17 protein-coding genes are annotated in these 20,126 nt (G+C 65.6%); 12 read left to right on the top strand and 5 right to left on the bottom strand.

Features of this window, described 5'->3' with window-relative positions; translation table 11 throughout:
• Positions 1–8: 8 nt before the first annotated feature.
• The 3 genes from hemW to rph are packed head-to-tail and all read right to left on the bottom strand — an operon-like array spanning position 9 to position 2,507.
• Complete coding sequence (gene hemW, locus ACQR07_RS22575) at positions 9–1,166, bottom strand: radical SAM family heme chaperone HemW (protein ID WP_434904341.1); 1,158 nt, start codon at positions 1,164–1,166, stop codon at positions 9–11.
• Positions 1,153–1,797 carry an RdgB/HAM1 family non-canonical purine NTP pyrophosphatase gene (gene rdgB, locus ACQR07_RS22570; protein ID WP_434904340.1) on the bottom strand — a complete coding sequence of 215 codons (645 nt, stop codon included), beginning with the start codon at positions 1,795–1,797 and terminating at the stop codon, positions 1,153–1,155. Before rdgB ends, hemW begins: the two co-directional genes overlap by 14 nt.
• Entirely contained in the window at positions 1,794–2,507 is a 714-nt protein-coding gene (gene rph / locus ACQR07_RS22565) for a ribonuclease PH (RefSeq protein WP_434869605.1), read from the bottom strand. The genes rdgB and rph overlap by 4 nt, the downstream gene beginning before the upstream one ends.
• 172 nt (positions 2,508–2,679) lie before the next feature.
• Here rph and hrcA point away from each other — a divergent pair, with 172 nt between their 5' ends.
• Together hrcA and grpE are read left to right on the top strand one after the other, a co-directional pair.
• Positions 2,680–3,768, top strand: a complete 1,089-nt coding sequence (gene hrcA / locus ACQR07_RS22560) for a heat-inducible transcriptional repressor HrcA (RefSeq protein ID WP_434869606.1) — start codon at positions 2,680–2,682, stop codon at positions 3,766–3,768.
• 120 nt (positions 3,769–3,888) lie between these two features.
• Positions 3,889–4,497 carry a nucleotide exchange factor GrpE gene (gene grpE, locus ACQR07_RS22555; RefSeq protein ID WP_434904339.1) on the top strand — a complete coding sequence of 203 codons (609 nt, stop codon included), beginning with the start codon at positions 3,889–3,891 and terminating at the stop codon, positions 4,495–4,497.
• An 80-nt stretch (positions 4,498–4,577) separates the two neighbouring features.
• Here grpE and pncA read toward each other — a convergent pair whose 3' ends face one another.
• The gene (gene pncA / locus ACQR07_RS22550; protein ID WP_434904338.1) at positions 4,578–5,294 is read right to left on the bottom strand and encodes a bifunctional nicotinamidase/pyrazinamidase; all 717 of its coding nucleotides are present in this window, start codon (positions 5,292–5,294) and stop codon (positions 4,578–4,580) included.
• Between the two features lie 181 nt (positions 5,295–5,475).
• On the opposite strand from pncA, the gene ACQR07_RS22545 reads away from it, so the two are divergent.
• Entirely contained in the window at positions 5,476–7,002 is a 1,527-nt protein-coding gene (locus tag ACQR07_RS22545; RefSeq protein WP_434904337.1) for a hypothetical protein, read from the top strand.
• A 12-nt stretch (positions 7,003–7,014) separates the two neighbouring features.
• Here ACQR07_RS22545 and ACQR07_RS22540 read toward each other — a convergent pair whose 3' ends face one another.
• Complete coding sequence (locus ACQR07_RS22540) at positions 7,015–7,950, bottom strand: hypothetical protein (RefSeq protein WP_434904336.1); 936 nt, start codon at positions 7,948–7,950, stop codon at positions 7,015–7,017.
• Between the two features lie 497 nt (positions 7,951–8,447).
• Here ACQR07_RS22540 and dnaK point away from each other — a divergent pair, with 497 nt between their 5' ends.
• From dnaK to ACQR07_RS22495, 9 genes are all read left to right on the top strand, one after another.
• On the top strand, positions 8,448–10,343 hold the full coding sequence (gene dnaK, locus ACQR07_RS22535; protein WP_434869611.1) for a molecular chaperone DnaK: 1,896 nt from the start codon (positions 8,448–8,450) through the stop codon (positions 10,341–10,343).
• Positions 10,344–10,486: 143 nt separating this feature from the next.
• Positions 10,487–11,617 (top strand): molecular chaperone DnaJ, encoded by a 1,131-nt coding sequence (gene dnaJ, locus ACQR07_RS22530; RefSeq protein ID WP_434904335.1) that lies wholly within the window; start codon positions 10,487–10,489, stop codon positions 11,615–11,617.
• A gap of 229 nt (positions 11,618–11,846) precedes the next feature.
• On the top strand, positions 11,847–12,449 hold the full coding sequence (locus ACQR07_RS22525; protein WP_434869613.1) for a class I SAM-dependent methyltransferase: 603 nt from the start codon (positions 11,847–11,849) through the stop codon (positions 12,447–12,449).
• A 45-nt stretch (positions 12,450–12,494) separates the two neighbouring features.
• Positions 12,495–13,073, top strand: a complete 579-nt coding sequence (locus ACQR07_RS22520; RefSeq protein WP_434904334.1) for an NADPH-dependent FMN reductase — start codon at positions 12,495–12,497, stop codon at positions 13,071–13,073.
• A 6-nt stretch (positions 13,074–13,079) separates the two neighbouring features.
• A complete protein-coding gene (gene pyrF / locus ACQR07_RS22515) occupies positions 13,080–13,811 on the top strand; it encodes an orotidine-5'-phosphate decarboxylase (RefSeq protein WP_434904333.1) in 732 nt (243 codons plus the stop codon).
• A gap of 29 nt (positions 13,812–13,840) precedes the next feature.
• Complete coding sequence (locus tag ACQR07_RS22510) at positions 13,841–14,143, top strand: DUF1330 domain-containing protein (protein ID WP_434904332.1); 303 nt, start codon at positions 13,841–13,843, stop codon at positions 14,141–14,143.
• Positions 14,144–14,230: 87 nt separating this feature from the next.
• Complete coding sequence (dapB, locus tag ACQR07_RS22505) at positions 14,231–15,049, top strand: 4-hydroxy-tetrahydrodipicolinate reductase (RefSeq protein WP_434869617.1); 819 nt, start codon at positions 14,231–14,233, stop codon at positions 15,047–15,049.
• 24 nt (positions 15,050–15,073) lie between these two features.
• Positions 15,074–15,697: a 2,3-bisphosphoglycerate-dependent phosphoglycerate mutase gene (locus ACQR07_RS22500; RefSeq protein ID WP_434904331.1), complete on the top strand. Its 624-nt coding sequence runs from the start codon at positions 15,074–15,076 to the stop codon at positions 15,695–15,697.
• 974 nt (positions 15,698–16,671) lie between these two features.
• Complete coding sequence (locus tag ACQR07_RS22495; protein ID WP_434904330.1) at positions 16,672–20,103, top strand: class I SAM-dependent DNA methyltransferase; 3,432 nt, start codon at positions 16,672–16,674, stop codon at positions 20,101–20,103.
• Positions 20,104–20,126 lie beyond the last annotated feature (23 nt).

Below are 20,126 nucleotides of genomic sequence, written 5' to 3'. Positions count from 1 at the left end.
GCGATCGATCACGCGGCGAGATCGGCGACCACGGCGTCGAGGATCGGAAAGCCCTCCTGCGTCACGCGTAGCCGGCCATCGGCATCGACGATGATGGCGCCCTCCTCGCGCAGCAGCGCGATGCGGCGCGGATCGAGCGCACGTCCGGAGATCGCGGCGTAGCGCTTGGGATCGATGCCCTCCCGCAGACGCAGCCCCATCAGCAGGAATTCGTCGCCGCGCTCCTCGGTGTTGAGGAGGTCGTCGGTCATGACGCCGTGGCCGTTGGATTCGACCCGCATCAGCCAGGCTTCCGGCCGCTTGTCGGTGGCGGTGGCGTGCCGGATGCCGTCGATGTCGAGCCGGCCATGGGCGCCGGGGCCGATGCCGGCATATTCCTGGCCGCGCCAGTAGACAAGGTTGTGCCGGCACTCGGCGCCGGGACGGGCATGATTGGAGATCTCGTAGGCCAGCAATCCGTGACGGCCGCAGACCTCCTGCGTGACGTCGTAGAGCGTGCGCGCCAGGCCCTCATCGGGCGTCTTCAGCTTGCCGGCGGCGTGCAGCCCGAAGAACGGCGTGCCCTCCTCGATCGTCAGCTGATACAGCGACAGATGCTCGGCCGCCTCGCCGATCGCGCGCGTTAGCTCTTCCGTCCACATCGCCGGTGTCTGGTCGGGCCGCGCATAGATCAGGTCGAACGAATAGCGATCGAACGCACCCCGCGCGATCGCGACCGCTTTCATCGCCTCCTCAGCCGTGTGCAGGCGCCCCAGCATCTTCAGCGAGGCGTCATCCATCGCCTGGACGCCGAGCGAGACGCGGTTGACGCCGGCCGCGCGATAGCCCGCAAACCGCGTCGCCTCGACGCTGGTCGGATTGGCCTCCAGCGACACCTCGACATCACGAGCGACGTGCCAGTGCTTGCCAATCGCATCGAGGATCGCGCCGACCGTCTGCGGCTGCATCAGCGACGGCGTGCCGCCGCCCAGAAAGATCGAGCTGACGGTGCGCGGCCCGGTGCGTGCGGCGGTGCTCGCGATCTCCTGGGCGAACGCGCGCGCGAAGCGGTCCTGGTCGATGGCTGTGTGCCGGACGTGGCTGTTGAAGTCGCAATACGGACATTTCGACAGGCAGAACGGCCAGTGCACATAGACGCCGAACGCTTCGCTGTCAGCGCTGCTCAAGACAGATCTCCGCGAGCTTCACGAAGGCACGGGCGCGATGCGACAGGCCGAGGCCGAGCGGCGGCAGGCCATGCTTCTCGATGCTCGTCATCTCGCCGAAGGTGCGGTCATGTCCGTCGGGGAGGAACATGGGATCGTAGCCGAACCCGGCGTTGCCGCGCGGCGGCCAGACCAGCGTCCCGTCGACGCGCGCCTCGACCTCCTCGACATGACCATCCGGCCAGGCCACGCACAGTGCCGAGACGAAATGCGCAGTGCGCTTGTCGGCGCTGACAGCCCCGCGCTCCTGCAGCAGGCGCTCGATCTGGGCCATCGCCGCGCCGAAATCCTTGGACGGACCGGCCCAACGCGCCGAATAGATTCCCGGCGCGCCATCGAGCGCGTGGACGACGATCCCGGAATCATCGGCAAAGGCCGGCAGCTGCGCCGCTTCCGCGGCCGCTACTGCCTTGATGCGCGCATTGGCCTGGAACGTGTCGCCGGTCTCGTCCGGCTCGCCGAGCCCGAGCTCGCCCGCCGAGACCGCCTCGACGCCATGCGGCGCCAGCAGCTCGCGCATCTCGGCGAGCTTGCCGGCATTGTGGGTCGCGATCACGATGCGACCGGTGAGCTTGCGGTGGGTCCGGCTCACGCGATCGCCATCTTCTGCAGATCGACCAGCCGCGCCACGCCCTTGCGGGCCAGCGCCATCAGCGCCAGGAACTCGGCCTCGGTGAACGGCGTCTTCTCGGCCGTGCCCTGCACCTCGATGATGCGGCCGTCGCCGGTCATGACGAAATTGGCGTCGGTCTCGGCCTCGGAATCCTCGGCGTAGTCCAGGTCCAGCACCGGCGTGCCGTTGTAGATGCCGCAGGAGATCGCGGCGACATTGGCGCGCAGCACCTCTGTCTTGATCATGTTGCGCGTCTTCATCCACCGGATGCAGTCGGCCAGCGCCACCCAGGCGCCGGTGATTGAGGCCGTGCGGGTGCCGCCGTCGGCCTGCAGCACGTCGCAGTCGACCGTGATCTGGCGCTCGCCGAGCGCCTCCAGGTCGATCGCGGTCCGCAGCGAGCGGCCGATCAGGCGCTGGATCTCGACCGTGCGACCGGTCTGCTTGCCGGCGGAGGCCTCGCGCCGGGTCCGCTCCAGGGTGGCGCGCGGCAGCATGCCGTATTCGGCGGTGATCCAGCCGCGGCCCTGCCCCTTGAGCCAGGGCGGCAGCCGGTCTTCCAGCGTGGCGGTCACCAGCACGTGGGTGTCGCCGAATTTCACCAGGCAGGAGCCCTCGGCGTATTTGACGACGCCGCGTTCCAGGCTCACGGGGCGCAATTCATCCGGTGCACGGCGGCTCGGCCGCATGATTCTCTCCGTGAATGGGCAAAAAGACGGGTTTGACGGCCTTTTAGGAGCCGGGACCGGCAGCGGCAAGGGGCTTATCAGGGGCTTGTCACGCGGGAACGCGGCTCAAGACCGACTTGCCACCGAGCCGCCGCATGGCCAAATTATACGCAACTGGGGAGGAGAGTCTCTGGTGGCCCACCACGATCCGATCAACCTGATGACACCACCTGCCGGCCTGGCGCAGCTCAACGAGCGGTCGCGCGAGATCTTCCGCCAGATCGTCGAGAGCTATCTCGCGACCGGCGAGCCGGTCGGCTCGCGCAACATCGCGCGCCTGATCGCGGTTCCCTTGTCGCCGGCCTCGGTGCGCAACGTGATGGCCGATCTGGAGCAGCTCGGGCTGATCTATGCACCCCACACCTCGGCCGGCCGGTTGCCGACCGAAGCGGGGTTGCGGTTCTTCGTCGACGCCCTGATGCAGGTCGGCGACATGACCGAAGCCGAGCGGCAGTCGATCCAGAGCCAGCTCGCCTCCGTCGGCCGGGCGCAGTCGGTCGAGGCCGCGCTGGACGAGGCGCTGACGCGGCTGTCCGGACTGACCCGCGCGGCGGCCGTGGTGCTGACCGCGAAATCCAATACAAGGCTGAAGCACATCGAGTTCGTGCGTCTCGAGCCCGAGCGCGCGCTGGTCGTGCTGGTCGGTGAGGATGGACAGGTCGAGAACCGGGTTCTGACCTTGCCGCCGGGCGTGCCGTCCTCGGCGCTCACCGAGGCATCGAATTTTCTCAATGCGCGGATCCGCGGGCGAACGCTGGCCGAGGCGCGGCTCGAGCTCGAAACCGCACTCGCGAGCGATCGCGCCGAACTCGATCAGCTGACGCAGAAGGTGATCGCGGCGGGTGTCGCGAGCTGGTCCGGCGGTGACAGTGACGAGCGTCAGCTGATCGTGCGCGGCCATGCCAATCTGCTCGAGGATCTGCACGCGCTCGATGATCTCGAACGCGTCCGTCGGCTGTTCGACGATCTCGAAACCAAGCGCGGTGTCGTCGATCTGCTCGGACGTGCCGAGAATGCCGAGGGCGTCCGCATCTTCATCGGCTCCGAGAACAAGCTGTTCTCGCTGTCGGGATCGTCCACCATCGTGTCGCCGTATTCCGACGCCACCGGCCGCATCGTCGGCGTGCTCGGCGTCATCGGTCCGACCCGGCTCAACTATGCCCGGGTGATTCCGACCGTCGACTATGCCGCGCGCCTGCTCAGCCGCCTGATGGGTGGCTGATACGAACCATGGTTAATTCGAAGGAAGCGCCCCTGCGAGGCTGCGCTTGATTTTCGCTGCTCAAAGCACGATATCCCGCCCGACATCCCCAGAACCGCCGAACTTGCGAGAAGTCTGTCCATGACCGATCCCGACCTGCATGAGAACGATCCGGAAAACCCGGCGCAGGCCAGCGACCCCGTCGTCTCAAAGCCGTACATCATGCCTGACGACCCCGAGCCCGGCTCAGTTGAGGTTTTGGCCAAGGAAGCCGCGGATGCGCGCGACAAGATGCTGCGCACGCTGGCGGAGATGGAGAACCTGCGCAAGCGCACCGCGCGCGAAGTTGCCGATGCGCGCATGTACGCGATCACCGGCTTTGCCCGCGACGTGCTCGACATCGCCGACAATCTGCAGCGTGCGCTCGACGCCGTGCCGGCGGAAACGCGTGACAATGCCGATGCCGGCCTCAAATCGCTGATCGAGGGCGTCGAGCTCACCGAGCGCTCGCTGCTCAACACGCTCGAAAAGAACGGCGTCAAGAAGTTCGATCCGACGGGCCAGAAGTTCGACCCCAATTTCCAGCAGGCGATGTACGAGGTCCCCGATCCCTCGGTGCCGTCGGGCACGGTGGTGCAGGTCGTGCAGGCCGGCTTCATGATCGGCGAGCGCGTGCTGCGTCCGGCCCTGGTCGGTGTCTCCAAGGGTGGCGCGAAAGCCGCTCCGGCCGCCGGTAATGACGCGGCCTGATCGGCTCAACCGCAGAATCAAAAACAGCCACGGGTCCCGCCCGTGGCTGTTTTATTTTCGGCGCGAGAACGTCTGCTGGACTATGCCGCGATGTCGGCGGAGCTGATCCGTTTGACGCCGGCGGCCGCCATGTCGGTCCACGCCTTGGCCAGCGAGCCCTGGGTGTCGATGCCGCGGCAGGCATCTTCGACCACGAACGTGTCGAGGCCGGCCTTGCGCGCATCGAGCGCGGTCCAGGCGACGCAGAAATCGGTCGCCAATCCGGCGACGTACACCGTACTGATGTCGCGCGCCTTCAGATAGGCGGCAAGCCCGGTCGTGGTCTTGCCGTCGGCCTCGGTGAAGGCCGAGTAGCTGTCGACGTCCTTGTGGAAGCCCTTGCGGATGATGAGCTCGGCTTGCGGGATCGAAAGATCCTTGGACAGCCCGGCGCCGTCGGTGCCCTGTACGCAATGATCCGGCCAAAGCACCTGCTTGCCGTAGGAGAGGTCGACCAGCTCGAACGGCTTCTTGCCGGCATGGCTCGACGCGAACGAGACGTGCTCCGGCGTGTGCCAGTCCTGCGTGAGCACGACATTGCTGAAGGCCTTTGCGATCTTGTTGATCACCGGCACGACCTGCTCGCCCTCCTTCACGGCGAGGCTGCCGCCGGGCAGAAAGCAGTTCTGGACGTCGATCACCAGCAGCGCCGACTTGTCGTCCGGCTTGATCGGCGCGGCCAGCGCGCGGGTCGTATCGGCCACCACGGCCGCAAAGGCGGAGCTGCCGAGCAGCCGCAGGATTCGACGTCGGTTCATGTCAATTTTCCCCCGATCGAGACATCTCAGTACCAAGACACCTCAGTACGGTGACCAAATGGCCCGGCTCTCCCAGGTTACCGCCTGACGCCCGGGATCATAGACCCAGGATCGACGTGAGCGGAAGCAGCAATCCATTAACGGTGCCCGAATATGGTCCGTAATCCTACGGAGCCGGACCATGAGCTTGAATGTCGATGCGGATGGCGGCCTCACGCTACCGTCGCTGAAGGTGGCTGGCCGATGGTCCGGCCTTTCGGCGGCGACGCTGCTCCTGATCCTGTTCGCAACCGCCATCCTGATGCGTCATCTGGTGGCCGCGAACACCGATGTCAGCTGGCTCCTGATCGCCGCGGAGCGCTGGCTCGACGGGCAGCGGCTGTACTCCGAGATCCTCGAGACCAACCCGCCGATGGCCGTGCTGGTCTATGTCCCGGCCATCGTGATCGCGCGCGGCGTCGACTTTCCCGCTGAGGTCGTCCTGGACGGCCTGTTGTTCATGGCCATCGCGCCGTCGGTCGCGGTGAGCATGCTCATCCTCCGCGATTCAGCTGCGCTGGGACAGCGCCAGAAATGGCCGCTGGCGATCGCCGCAGTCGTCGTGCTCGGCGTGCTGCCGGCGCAGTGCTTCGGGCAGCGCGAGCATATCGCCGTCATCGAGCTGATGCCGGTGTTCGCCGTGCTGGCGCTGCGCATCAATCGCGAGGCGCCGCCGCTGTGGGCGAGCGCTGTTGCCGGCGCAGGGCTAGGGCTCGCGCTGTGCTTCAAGCCGCATTTCGCGCTGGCGATGCTCTGCGTCCTCGGCATCGTCGCGGCGCAATTGAGATCGGCGCGCGTGCTGCTCGCGCCAGAGAATGTCATCGCAGCGCTGCTGCTGTCGGCCTACAGCCTTGGCACGGTGCTGCTGTTCCCCGAGTTCTTCAGCGCGATGTGGCCGCTGATCCGCGACGTCTACGCCTTCGGCTTGCCATTCCCGATGATGGTGATGAAGCCGGGCGTGGTGCTGTGCGTGCTCACCCTGATCGCCGCGCTGGTGCTGAGGCGCAGCAGCACCGTGACGCCGACGCTATTGCTGCTGCTGAGCGCGTCGGCGGCGTTCCTGATGATCTATCTTCTGCAGCGCAAGGGCTGGCCGTATCATTCCTATCCGATGCTGGCCTTTGCCGGGCTCGGCTTCGTCACCGCCGTGACGGCGTCCGCGCCGAAGCCAGACGGCGCGGCGGCGAGGTCGAGTGTTGCAATCGCGGCGGTAGGAGCTGGCCTGCTCGTCACGGCGCTGTGGTGGTTCAACGCCGCCCTCGACGGGCGTTTCCTGCAGCCGGCGATCCAGCGCACCGGGATCGTTTATCCGAGCATCCTGGTGATCTCCGGCAATGCCGGCCTTGCCCATCCGCTGACGCGCGCCGTCGGTGGCGTATGGACCTCGCGCGAGCAGAGCCTGCTGGTCGCGACCTATCAGGAGTTTGCCCGCGAGATGGGTGCCGACGATCAGGCGCTGGCCCGGATCGAGCCCTATGCGCAGCGCGAGCGCGGTTGGCTGGCCGACGACATCAGGCGGTTCGCGCCGTCGATCCTGCTGGTCGACAACATGACCAGCGAATGGGGCCAATGGCTGCACGCCACGCCGGAGCTCGACCGCCTGATGGGCGACTATCGCCTCGCCGAGACGGTGCAGAACGTCGACGTCTATGTCCGGCGCGCGAACTGAGCCGCCGCGGCGCTAGCCTTTCGGCTGGATGCCGTCCCTGACCGCGCGGAAACGCGGAAAGGCGGTCGACCATTGGTCGCGCGGCGCGCTGCCGATGATCCGCAGCGTGTTCGGGCCGCCAAAGCGCAGCCATTGCACCACCGTCACAGGCGTATTGTCCTTGCCGCTGATCGCCTCGATCCGGCTCTCATAGGCGGGCTGGCCCTCGATCCGGATCGGCTCGGACATGGTGATGCGGGCGTCGCGAACGCCGGGAATGGTGGTGACCGCCTGCTGCGCGACCCGCGCCCGGTCGGCGGCCTCCGGCGCCACCCCGGCGACCAGTCCGATCACCACGAACGGCGCCGCCTCGAATCCCTTCTCCTCGTCGTTGTCGGCGAGAATCAGCGCGCCGGGTCCGAGCGTGCGAATGGTCTTGAAGCCGGAGAGATCGGTGACATTGAACGGCATGATGGACAATTGCTCGTCCACCGGGACCTCCTTGCGGACCACGGCGGTGGCGAACATCTGGCGCACGGCATCGTCGGTGTAGATCTTGCTCGCACTTTCCGGAATCTGCACCGCCACGTAACCGGAGAAGCCGGCGCCGGGCACGATCATCGAGTAGCGCCGCACCGGCGCGGCGCCGTCACGGCCGTTCTCGACGGTGTAGTAGGCCGTTCCCGCCGGCGTTTCGATGCTTTCCGGCTTGACGTTCCCCATGCCGCCGGGGTTGGCGGTGAAGGCGGTCTTGACCTCGCCATAGGCCTTGGCCGGCAGCTCCGTCAGCAGCACCTTGACGCTGTGATCCTCGGTTTCGAAGCCGGTGAAGGTCTTGGCCTGGCTCAGGCCGACCAGTGGGGCGAGCCCGATCCGGACGCCGGTCGGGAAGATCGCATCGGCCGCCAATGCCGGGCTCAGCAGGGACATCGACACGATCGCCGTGGCGAGAAGTCGGGATAACGTCATGACGGAGCAGCCTCGTTCGCTAACCTGTGCATCCGGCCGGCCGTCGTCCCCACGCAGCCGATCGAAGCCACGCCTTTTAACGGGTTTGCCGCGCCGGCAACAGACCGATCGGGTGCGGCGAGAGGTTCCGGCGGCGGAGCCGGCACGGATCGATTATGGCTTCGCTAAGCATGATTCGTTTTGGCGGCTGCGCGGTGCGATGGCGGCGACAATACGGCCTCGGCGCGGACCAGATGGGCACATGAACGAGGCCAGCCGATGTCTTGGCGGTACCGTCGTCAAGCCGTTGCGCGGTCCGGGCCTGCTGTTTCACGATGTCAGGAAAAATCCGCGGCTTTTCCGCGTGCCCGGGTCTGGTCCGGTCCTTGCGGGTCACTCCCCCCCTCCTATATGACGCTCATCGTCGCAATATCGCGAGCATTTGATCTGAGGGGGTTTTGGATGGGGGCGCCGTCAGGGCCCCACCCAACCTGCCGCAAAAAGAAGGATATGAGACCATGGGAAAGGTCATCGGGATCGATCTCGGCACCACGAATTCGTGCGTGGCCGTCATGGACGGCAAGACGTCGAAAGTCATCGAGAATGCCGAGGGCATGCGCACCACGCCGTCGATCGTCGCGTTCAGTGACGATGGCGAACGTCTGGTCGGCCAGCCCGCCAAGCGCCAGGCCGTCACGAACCCCGAGCGCACTTTCTTCGCAGTGAAGCGCCTGATCGGCCGCCGCTACGACGACCCGATGGTCGAGAAGGACAAGAAGCTCGTCCCCTACAAGATCGTCAAGGGCGGCAATGGTGACGCCTGGGTCGAGGCCGACGGCAAGTCCTATTCGCCCTCGCAGGTCTCCGCCTTCATCCTGCAGAAGATGAAGGAGACCGCGGAAGCCCATCTCGGCCAGAAGGTCGACCAGGCCGTCATCACGGTCCCTGCCTATTTCAACGACGCCCAGCGCCAGGCCACCAAGGACGCCGGCAAGATCGCCGGCCTCGAGGTGCTGCGCATCATCAACGAGCCGACCGCGGCTGCGCTTGCCTACGGCCTCGACAAGACCAAGGCCGGCACGATCGCCGTCTACGACCTCGGCGGCGGCACCTTCGACGTCTCGATCCTGGAGATCGGCGACGGCGTGTTTGAGGTGAAGTCGACCAACGGCGACACCTTCCTCGGCGGTGAAGACTTCGACATGCGTCTGGTCAGCTACCTCGCCGACGAATTCCAGAAGGAGCAGGGCATCAACCTGCGCAACGACAAGCTCGCTCTGCAGCGCCTCAAGGAAGCTGCCGAGAAGGCCAAGATCGAGCTGTCGTCGACCACCCAGACCGAAATCAACCTGCCCTTCATCACCGCGGACCAGTCCGGTCCGAAGCATCTGACGATGAAGCTGACCCGCGCCAAGTTCGAGGCGCTGGTGGCCGATCTGGTCGAGAAGACCATCGAGCCGTGCCGCAAGGCGCTGAAGGATGCCGGCCTGACCGCCGGCGAGATCGGCGAAGTGGTGCTCGTCGGCGGCATGACTCGCATGCCGAAGATCCAGGAGATGGTGAAGCAGTTCTTCGGCAAGGAGCCGCACAAGGGCGTCAACCCGGACGAGGTGGTGGCGATCGGTGCGGCGATTCAGGCCGGCGTGCTGCAGGGCGACGTCAAGGACGTGCTGCTGCTCGACGTGACCCCGCTGTCGCTGGGCATCGAGACGCTGGGCGGCGTGTTCACCCGCATCATCGACCGCAACACCACGATCCCGACCAAGAAGAGCCAGGTGTTCTCGACCGCCGAGGACAATCAGAACGCGGTCACCATCCGGGTCTTCCAGGGTGAGCGCGAGATGGCGGCCGACAACAAGATGCTCGGCCAGTTCGACCTGATGGGCATTCCGCCGTCGCCGCGCGGCATGCCGCAGATCGAGGTGACGTTCGACATCGACGCCAACGGCATCGTGAACGTGTCCGCCAAGGACAAGGCGACCGGCAAGGAGCAGCAGATCCGCATCCAGGCCTCGGGTGGCCTGTCGGAGGCCGACATCGACAAGATGGTCAAGGACGCCGAGGCCAACGCCGCGGCGGACAAGAAGCGCCGCGAGGCGGTCGATGCCAAGAACCATGGCGATGCGCTGATCCACTCGACCGAGAAGGCGCTGACCGAGCATGGCTCGAAGGTCGCCGAGACCGAGCGCCGCGCCATCGAGGACGCGCTCAGCGACCTCAAGGAAGCTCTGAAGGGCGACGACGCCGAGGCGATCAAGACCAAGACGAACACCTTGGCGCAGGCGTCGATGAAGCTCGGCGAGGCCATGTACAAGCAGCAGGCCGAGAGCGACGCGGCCCGCGACGCTGCCAAGGATGACGTCGTCGACGCGGAGTTCACCGAGGTCGACGACGACAAGAAGAAATCTGCTTAAGCGACGGTAGAGGCTGATAGCCATGACCCCCATGCCAAAGAGCGCTGCCAGCGTCTCGTTGGATGGGGGTCATTTTCATTGAACTGGCGCGCGGGATGCGCGCGAGCCGTTCAGGTCTGACGATGTTCGGGCGGGTTTGATTGATGTCCACCAAGCGCTGCTATTACGAGACCCTGGAAGTCGAGCGCGACGCCGACGAGGGCAAGCTGAAGACGGCGTTCCGCAAGCTCGCCATGAAATGGCACCCGGACAAGAATCCGGGCGATGCCTCCAGCGAAGTGAAGTTCAAGGAAATCAACGAAGCCTATGAGGTGCTGCGCGACGCCGACAAGCGCGCCGCCTATGACCGCTATGGCCATGCCGCGTTCGAGCAGGGCGCTGGCGGCGGTCCGCATGGCTTCGGCGCCGGCTTCGCCTCGTCGTTCTCCGACATCTTCGAAGACCTGTTCGGCATGGCCGGACAGCGGCGCGGCGGCACGGGGCGCGAGCGCGGCGCCGACCTGCGCTACAACATGGAGATCACGCTGGAGGAAGCCTTCCAGGGCAAGACCGCGCAGATCGAGATCCCGGTCTCGGTGACCTGCGAGCCCTGCTCCGGCACCGGCGCCAAGGCCGGCACCAAGCCGAAGACCTGCGCGATGTGCGGCGGCGCCGGCCGGGTGCGCCAGGCCCAGGGCTTCTTCACCCTGGAGCGGACCTGCCCGGGCTGTCACGGCCGCGGCCAGATGATCGAGGATCCGTGCCCGTCCTGCTCCGGCTCCGGCCGTGTCACGCGCGACCGCACGCTGTCGGTCAACATCCCCCAGGGCGTCGAGGACGGCACCCGCATCCGTCTTGCGGGCGAAGGCGAGGCTGGCCTGCGTGGCGGCCCGCCGGGCGATCTCTACATCTTCCTGTCGTTGACCGCGCACGAGTTCTTCCAGCGCGACGGCGCCGACCTGCATTGCCGCGTACCGATCTCGATGGTCACGGCCGCACTCGGCGGCGAGTTCGAGGTGCCGACGATCGACAAGGCCAAGACCAAGGTCAAGATTCCCGCTGGTGCGCAGTCGGGCCGGCGGTTCAGGATCGCTGCCAAGGGCATGCCGGTGCTGCGTTCGCGCCAGACCGGCGACATGTATGTCCAGGTCGTGGTCGAAACGCCGCAGAACCTGACCAAGAAGCAGCAGGAGCTGCTGGCCGAGTTCGAGAAGCTGTCGTCCGGCGCCACCCAGCCCGAAGCGGCCGGCTTCTTCACCAAGGTCAAGGACTTCTTCGGCAAGGCGGCAAGCTGAGCGGTGCCGCGCCCTCCGAAGGAGTCTGTCATTGCGACCAGAAGTTGTACCGCAGCGCGCGCTTTGCTGCTCTGCACATGCAAAAAATTATCAAGTTCAACTGTAAGGACGCGGACCCGGCAGCCTTAATCGTGAGTTACGGTTCGGCTTGACCGTCCCGCCCGCGACCTATACGTCTTTGTGACTCTTTTCTGACATCGCCGTGAAAACGGTCCCGTCTGGTACTGAGATGCCCCTGCAAACGTCCGTGCGTGCGTCGAAAAAGCCTCTTCGTCTTGACGACGAGGTGCGCTTCCTCCGCTCATGGATCGAGAAGCCGCTGCATATGGGCGCCGTCATGCCGTCGGGACGGCTGCTGGCGCGCACCATGGCACAGTATGTCGATCCGCACGGCACCGGCCCGGTGATCGAGCTCGGGCCCGGCACCGGTGCGATCACGGCCGCGCTCGTCGAGCACGGCATCGACCAGAAGCGGCTGGTGCTGGTCGAGTACAATCCGAGCTTCTGCGCCCTGCTGCGCGACCGCTATCCGCAGGCCAAGGTCGTCCAGGGCGACGCCTATCGCCTCCGCGACACGCTGTGGAACGTGCTGGGCGCCCCGGCCTCCGCCGTCGTCTCCGGCCTGCCGCTGGTCACCAAGCCGATGCTGACCCGCATGAAGCTGGTGCGCGATGCGTTCGCCGCCATGGCGCCCAACGCGCCGTTCGTGCAGTTCACCTATTCGGTCGTCCCGCCGATTCCGAAATCGCTACCCGGTGTCAAGACCGAAGCCTCCGAGCGGATCTGGATGAACCTTCCGCCGGCGCGCGTCTGGGTGTATCGCAAGCCCTGACCGGCAGCCGCGGCTCGTCGTGGCGGGTCGTTTCCCGGCCGCACGATGTCCGTCCTGAAGATCCTCATCATCCCCGGCTCGACGCGGGCCGGCTCGCACAACACCAAGCTCGCCGCCGCCGCCGCCTATCAGTTCGTGCAGGCCGGTGTCGACATCACGCGCATCTCGCTCGCCGACTTTCCGCTGCCGATCTATGACGCCGACCTCGAGGCCCGCTCCGGCGTGCCGCGCGACGCGGTCAACCTGAAGCGGATGATGTCAGCGCATCACGGCGTCCTGCTGGTCACGCCCGAATACAACGCCGCGGTGCCGCCGTTGCTCGGCAACGCGCTGGCCTGGTTGTCGCGCGTGGATGAGCCGCCGGAAGGGCGCGGCCATGTGTTTCGCAGCCGTCCCTTTGCGATCGCCGCAGCCTCCGAGAACCGCTTCGGCGGCGTCCGCGCGCTCGCCGCGCTGCGGCTGATGCTGACGGCGTGCAACGCCACTGTGATCCCGAGCCAGCTGGCGCTGGCCTTCGCCGACAAGGCGTATAACGACATGGATCGGCTCAGGCTGCCGGCCGATACAGCCGCGCTCGATGCTCTGGTGCGGCAGCTGATCGATTTTGCGCAACCCACAGTGTGAGGTGACATGCCGACCGAGATTGCTCCGCGCGACCGACTGATCGTGGCGCTCGACCTGCCCGGCGTGGCCGAGGCCGAGGCGATGATCGCACGGCTCGGCGATGCCGTGACGTTCTACAAGATCGGCATGGAGCTGACCTATGCCGGCGGCCTCGGCCTCGCCGAGCGTCTCGCGGCCGAGGGCAAGCACGTCTTCATGGACCTCAAGCTGCACGACATCCCGACCACCGTCGAGCGCGCCACCCGCCAGATCGCCAGGCTCGGCGCCCGCTTCCTCACCGTGCACGGCTTCTCGCAGAGCATGAAGGCCGCGCTGGCAGGGGCCGCGGGCTCCAGCCTCGAGCTGCTCGCCGTCACCGTGATGACCTCCTATGACGATTCCGATCTCGCCGCCGCCGGCTACGCCATGGGCGTCAAGGATCTCGTGGCGAAGCGCGCCGTGCAGGCCAAGGAGATCGGCATCCACGGCCTGATCCTGTCGCCCGAGGAGACCCAGCTGGTCCGCCCGCTGGTCGGCCCTGACATGCAGCTCGTCACCCCCGGGATCCGCCCAGTGGGATCGGACGTTGCCGATCAGAAGCGCATCATGACCCCGCGGCTTGCGATCGCCGGCGGCGCCGACCGCCTCGTCGTCGGCCGTCCGGTCACCGGCGCCGCGGACCCCGCCGCCGCCGCCGAGAGCATCGTCGCGGACATCGCCGGCGCCGTCGCGCTGGTCGGCAAGACCAACCGAGCTTAAGCAAGAGCCAGAACAAGGAGACGACAGGGATGCCCAAGGCCTATTGGATCGCCCGCATCGACGTGCACAACATGGACGGCTACAAGGAGTACGTCGCGCAGAACGGCGCCGTGTTCCATCAGTACGGCGCCAGGTTCCTGGTGCGCGGCGGCCAGTACCAGACCAAGGAAGGCTCATCGCGCTCGCGCAACGTCGTGATCGAGTTCAAGGACTACGAGACCGCGCTCGCCTGCTACAATTCCGCCGAATACCAGCGCCTGGTCGCGATGCGCTCGCCGCACTCGGAAGGCGACCTGGTCATCATCGAGGGCTATGACGGCCCGCAGCCCTGAGCTGGGCGGCGCCTTGCGTCGCAGCGGCCTTGGTTGCCGCCGCCGCCTGCCCCGGCTATAGCCCTTGACGGGGCGGAGGAACGCGACATGTCCAGGATGCGCTTGATCGTTGCAGGAGCCGGCGGCCGCATGGGCCGCGCCTTGGTGCGGGCCATCGCCGAAAGCGAGGGCGCGGTGCTGGCCGGGGCGCTGGAAGCGCCAACCTCGGAGCTGATCGGCAAGGATTCCGGCGTGCTCGCCGGGCTGCCAGCCAACGGCATCAAGCTGTCGGCGGACCTCTGGGCGATGTCGGCCGAGGCCGACGGCATTCTCGATTTCACCGTGCCGGCCGCGACCATCGCCAACGTCGCCATCGCCGCCGAGCGCGGCATCGTCCACGTCGTCGGCACCACTGGCCTGTCGTCGTCCGACGACGCCGTCATCAAGAGCGTCACCAAGCGCGCCATCGTCGTGCAGTCCGGCAATATGAGCCTCGGCGTCAATTTGCTGGCGGCGCTGGTCAGGCAGGTGGCGAAGTCGCTCGATGCGAATTTCGACATCGAGATCCTCGAGCTGCACCACAAGCACAAGGTCGACGCGCCCTCGGGCACGGCCCTGATGCTGGGACGCGCGGCGGCCGACGGCCGCGGCATCTCGCTCGATCAGCATTCCGCGCGCGGCCGCGACGGCATCACCGGCGCGCGCCGCAGCGGCGACATCGGCTTCGCCTCGCTGCGCGGCGGCACCGCGGCCGGCGATCACAGCGTCATCTTCGCCGGTCCGTCGGAGCGCCTCGTGCTGTCGCACCAGGCCGAGGACCGCATGATCTTCGCGCATGGCGCGCTCAAGGCGGCGCTGTGGGCGCATGGCAAGCCGCCGGGCCATTACACGATGGACGATGTGCTCGGCCTCAAGGACCTGTTCTAATCAAACCAAGTGGATCAGTTAGCAATGAGCGAACGTCTCCTGGTGCTGGTGCGCCACGGCCAGAGCGAGTGGAACCTGAAGAACCTGTTCACCGGCTGGAAGGATCCTGACCTCACCGAGCAGGGCGTCAGCGAAGCCAAGGACGCCGGCCGCAAGCTGAAGGCGCAGGGCCTGACCTTCGACGTCGCCTTCACCTCGGATCTGACGCGCGCCCAGCACACGCTGAAGCTGATCCTCGACGAGCTCGGCCAGCCCGGCCTGCCGACCTCGAAGAATCTCGCGCTCAACGAGCGCGACTATGGCGACCTCTCTGGCCTCAACAAGGACGACGCCCGCGCCAGATGGGGCGAGGAGCAGGTCCACGTCTGGCGCCGCTCCTACGACGTCCCGCCGCCCGGCGGCGAAAGCCTCAAGGACACCCTCGCCCGCGCGCTGCCCTACTACGTGCAAGAGATTTTGCCCGGCGTCCTCCGCGGCCAACGCACACTCGTCGCCGCCCACGGCAACTCGCTGCGCGCCCTGATCATGGTGCTGGAGAAGCTGACCCCCGAAGGCATTTTGAAGCGCGAACTGGCGACCGGCGTGCCGATCATCTACCGCCTGAACGCGGACTCGACCGTGGAGTCGAAGCTGGACCTGGCTGGTTGATCGAGCGCGCCGGCAAGCGAGTTTCATCAGCTCGTCATGCCCGGGCTTGACCCGGGCATCCATCCCCTCGATGGACGTCTTTCAAGAAGCTGGATGGCCGGGTCAAGCCCGGCCATGACGGTCTGAGTGACCTAACGACGACTGCGCAGTGAGATCGCGCAGTTCACGGACACGCCTGTACGCGCCGCGCGCGGACCGCCTGTTCTCCCGATTCACATCTCAAACAGCTCCGGACACGCCTCCGCGATCTCGCGGCCTACCTCGCCCGAGTCCTGCAGCGACCATGTCCCTCCGAAACATGAGAGGGCGCAGGGAATGCCGGGTGAACGCCTCACCCATGGCCCGCCTGCGTAAAAAATGCAGGCGGCAGGTACCACAGGTGCTGCCGATCATCCGGCATTCCCTGCGCGACGGTCTTAACGCTTATACGCAGTCTCCCTGGTGCGCCGGGCTTGTTGGCCACCATACCGCGACAATGCGCTGACGCGCATTGCGCGGGTGACACCAGCGTCGGGGTGTCAGGACCCTGCGACTTCACGTCCACGCCCCACCGTTCGTCGGCGCGCCCGAAGACACGCTGCGGCAGACCGCGGCCATCGCCTCCCCACCTCGCGTGTCGTGACGATCGCGCGCAACGCCCCTCTCGTTGAGGCGGGATGCGGGGATACAATCATGATTTCCGAAAATACGCAAGAGAATAATATTTATCCGAAGTCGCTCGAAGGTGTGTGAGGTAGACGATTCGCCTGCCGACCGCGCTCGACCGACGAAACGCCCTCCGCGTTCTGTATCTATCGGCATACTCGCTTCTCTCCTCGTCATTCCGGGGCGCCCACCGGGCGATCAGCGAAGCTGATGGCCCGGTGAGCGAGCCCGGAATCCATCCCTGCCCCGGGGGCTGAATTCCAACCACGGGCCAAGCGCGAGCCATCAGGGGTTGTGCTGCCTACGCCGGAGCGACTAGTTTGCCTCCCATGGGGGAATCGACAACCACCGACGCCATAGACAAGTTCATCGCACGCTGGCTCGGCCGCGAGGGCGGGCAGGAGCGGGCGAACTATGCCTCGTTCCTCAACGAGCTGATCACGCTGCTCGGCCTGCCGCTGCCGGATCCGGCCGACGCCACCCACGAGCACAACGATTATGTGTTCGAGCGCGCCGTGATGCGGCACAAGGATGATGGTGATTCCTATGGCCGCATCGATCTCTACAAGCGCAACAGCTTCGTGCTGGAAGCCAAGCAGAGCCGGCTGAAGGGCGCCAAGAAGGTTGCCGGTCAGAACGACCTGTTCACGACCGAGCTGCCGGCCGACGCGCGCGGCCGCCGCAGCGCCAACCGGGCTTGGGACGTGCTGATGCTGAACGCCAAGCGCCAGGCCGAGGAATATGCCCGCGCGCTGCCGACCGCCCATGGCTGGCCGCCCTTCATTCTCGTCTGTGACGTCGGCCACTGCATCGAGGTCTATGCAGACTTCTCCGGCCAGGGCAAGAACTACACACAGTTTCCGGACCGCCAGGGCTTCCGCATCTATCTCGAAGACCTGCGCAAGCCAGAGGTCCGCGATCTCTTGCGCAAGATCTGGCTCGAGCCGAAGTCGCTCGATCCGTCGCAGAAATCGGCAAAGGTTACGCGCGACATCGCCAAGCGGCTGGCGCAGGTGTCGCTGGCGCTTGAGAAGCAGAACTACGCGGCGGAAAACGTCGCCATGTTCCTGATGCGCTGCCTGTTCACGATGTTCGCCGAGGACGTCGGGCTGTTGCCGGAGAAATCCTTCAAGGAGGTGCTGGAGGCGTGTGAGAAGACGCCGGAAGCCTTCAGGCACGATGTCGGCCAGCTCTGGGAGGCGATGGACCTTGGCACGTGGGCGCACGTCCTCAAGACCAAGGTCAAAAGGTTCAACGGAGAGTTCTTCCGCAGCCGCGCCGCTCTGCCGCTAGGACGCGAGGAGATCGGTGAGCTGCGGCAGGCCGCAAGCTATTCGTGGAAGGAGGTCGATCCGTCGATCTTCGGCACCTTGTTGGAGCAGGCGCTGGACCCGACCGAGCGCAAGCGCCTCGGCGCGCACTATACGCCCCGCGCCTATGTCGAGCGTCTGGTGGTGGCGACCGTGATCGAACCCTTGCGCGAGGACTGGCGCAACGTCCAGGCCACCGCCGAGACAAAGCGCTCGCTGGGCGACCTCAAGGGTGCGGCGGCGGAAGTGCAGGCGTTTCATGACAGGCTATGCGAGACGCGCGTGCTCGATCCGGCCTGCGGCACGGGCAACTTCCTCTACGTGTCGCTGGAGCTGATGAAGCGTCTGGAAGGCGAGGTGCTGGAGGCACTGCTCGACCTCGGCGGCCAGGAATCGCTGCGCGGCCTCGGCTCGCACAGCGTCGATCCGCATCAGTTCTTAGGACTCGAGATCAATCCGCGCGCCGCCGCGATCGCGGAGCTTGTGCTGTGGATTGGCTATCTGCAATGGCATTTCCGCACTAAGGGCGGCCCGCCGGAAGAGCCGATCCTGCGCGCGTTCAAGAACATCCAGGTCAAGAACGCTGTCTTGACCTGGGACGGCGATCCGATCCCGAAGATCGTCGACGGCAAGGAGACCTATCCGCAGCCGCGGCGCCCGGAATGGCCCGCGGCTGAATTCATCGTCGGCAATCCGCCGTTCATCGGCGGCAAGGACATCCGGTCGCGGCTAGATTACGCGGAGGCGCTGTGGCGCGCTCATCCGCACGTCAACGAGTCGGCGGACTTCGTGATGTACTGGTGGGACCGCTCCGCCGAGTTGCTGACGCACAAGGGCACCGTGCTGCGTCGGTTCGGTTTCGTGACGACCAATTCGATCTCGCAAGTCTTTCAGCGCCGGGTGATGGAGCGCTATCTCAAGGCCAAGAAGCCGGTGTCGCTGGTGATGGCCATCCCTGACCATCCGTGGACGAAAGTCACTCCTGATGCCGCGGCAGTCAGGATTGCGATGACCGTGGCAGAATTGGGAAAGCGCGATGGAGTTTTACGCGACATCAAGAGTGAGGCGGAGCTCAATACCGATACACCTCGCATCGAATTCGACGAGTTCTTTGGACCGATCAATTCTGATCTGACGATTGGAGTCGACGTTACTGCTGCAAAGATGCTCCGGGCCAATGAGGGCATCTGTTCACCTGGAGTCAAGCTCCACGGAAAGGGCTTCATAGTAACTCCTCAACAGGCGAAACACCTTGGATTAGGTAAGCGCAATGGCGCCGAGACTTACATTCGAGAGTACCGAAATGGACGCGACCTTACCGGTAAGTCAAGGGACGCAATGGTTATCGACCTATTTGGACTATTGGAGGAAGAAGTCCGCCTTAGATTCCCTGAGATATATCAGCATATCGCTTCCACAGTTCGGCCGGTACGCGTGGAAGAAGCGGCGCGATCCGGTAGTAAAGACTCGCAAGATTACGCAAATGAGTGGTGGCTGTTTGGGAAGCCGCGGCCAGAAATTCGTCCAGCATTGGTTGATCTCCGAAGATTCGTTGTCACTGTAGAAACGATGAAGCATCGTATCTTTCAGTTCCTCGATGGCTCGGTTGTTCCAGACAACAAACTAATCGTCATTGCCATCGAAGATGCCGCGTATTTGGGTATTCTATCATCACAAATTCACATCGTTTGGGCTTTACGAGCGGGAGGCGCGCTAGGCGTAGGGAACGATCCAGTATACGTCAAATCACGCTGCTTCGATCCCTTTCCGTTCCCAAACGCCAGCGACATCACCAAAAGCCAGATCAGGACGACGGCGCAGGAGCTCGACGCGCATCGTAAAACGGTATTGGCTGAGCATCCCCACCTAACTCTGACCGGCCTCTACAACGTGCTCGAAAAGTTGCGGGCCGGGACGTCTCCGGCCGCGCTCGATGAGGATGATCGCAAGACCTTCGACGATGGTCTCGTGCTGATCCTCAAGGAGCTGCACGACAGGCTCGATCTCGCCGTCTCCGAGGCCTATGGCTGGCCGGCCGATCTCTCCGATGAGGACATCCTGGCCCGGCTGGTCGCGCTCAACAAACAGCGGGCTGCGGAGGAGAAGCGCGGCCAGGTGCGCTGGCTCCGGCCCGACTACCAGATCCCGCGCTTTGCCAAGGGCGTCGACAAGCAGGCGGCCGCGGAAGAGGGCGCGCAGGCGGCAGTCGAGCTCATTCCCGCCGTCGAGCAGAAGCCGAGCTTTCCGAGCGGCGCCGTGGAGCAGACCGCAGCAGTGTTCGCCGCACTCACCGCCGCCAGCGGTCCGCTCGACGCGACGACGCTCGCGGCGCAGTTCAAGCGTACGAGGACCACCGAGAAGAAGGTCGGCGAGGTCCTGGCCTCACTGGCGCGGCTTGGCTACGTAACGACGGCGGATGGCAAGACGTTCGCTTTGCGCAAGGCGGCGTGAGTGAGGGGATATTGATCTATAGC

Origin of the sequence: Bradyrhizobium sp. HKCCYLS20291, from assembly GCF_051167715.1 — a bacterium.
Classification (GTDB): Bacteria; Pseudomonadota; Alphaproteobacteria; order Rhizobiales; family Xanthobacteraceae; genus Bradyrhizobium.
The sequence above is the reverse complement of the archived record's forward strand: the minus strand, read 5'-3'. Positions and strand labels throughout refer to the sequence as shown.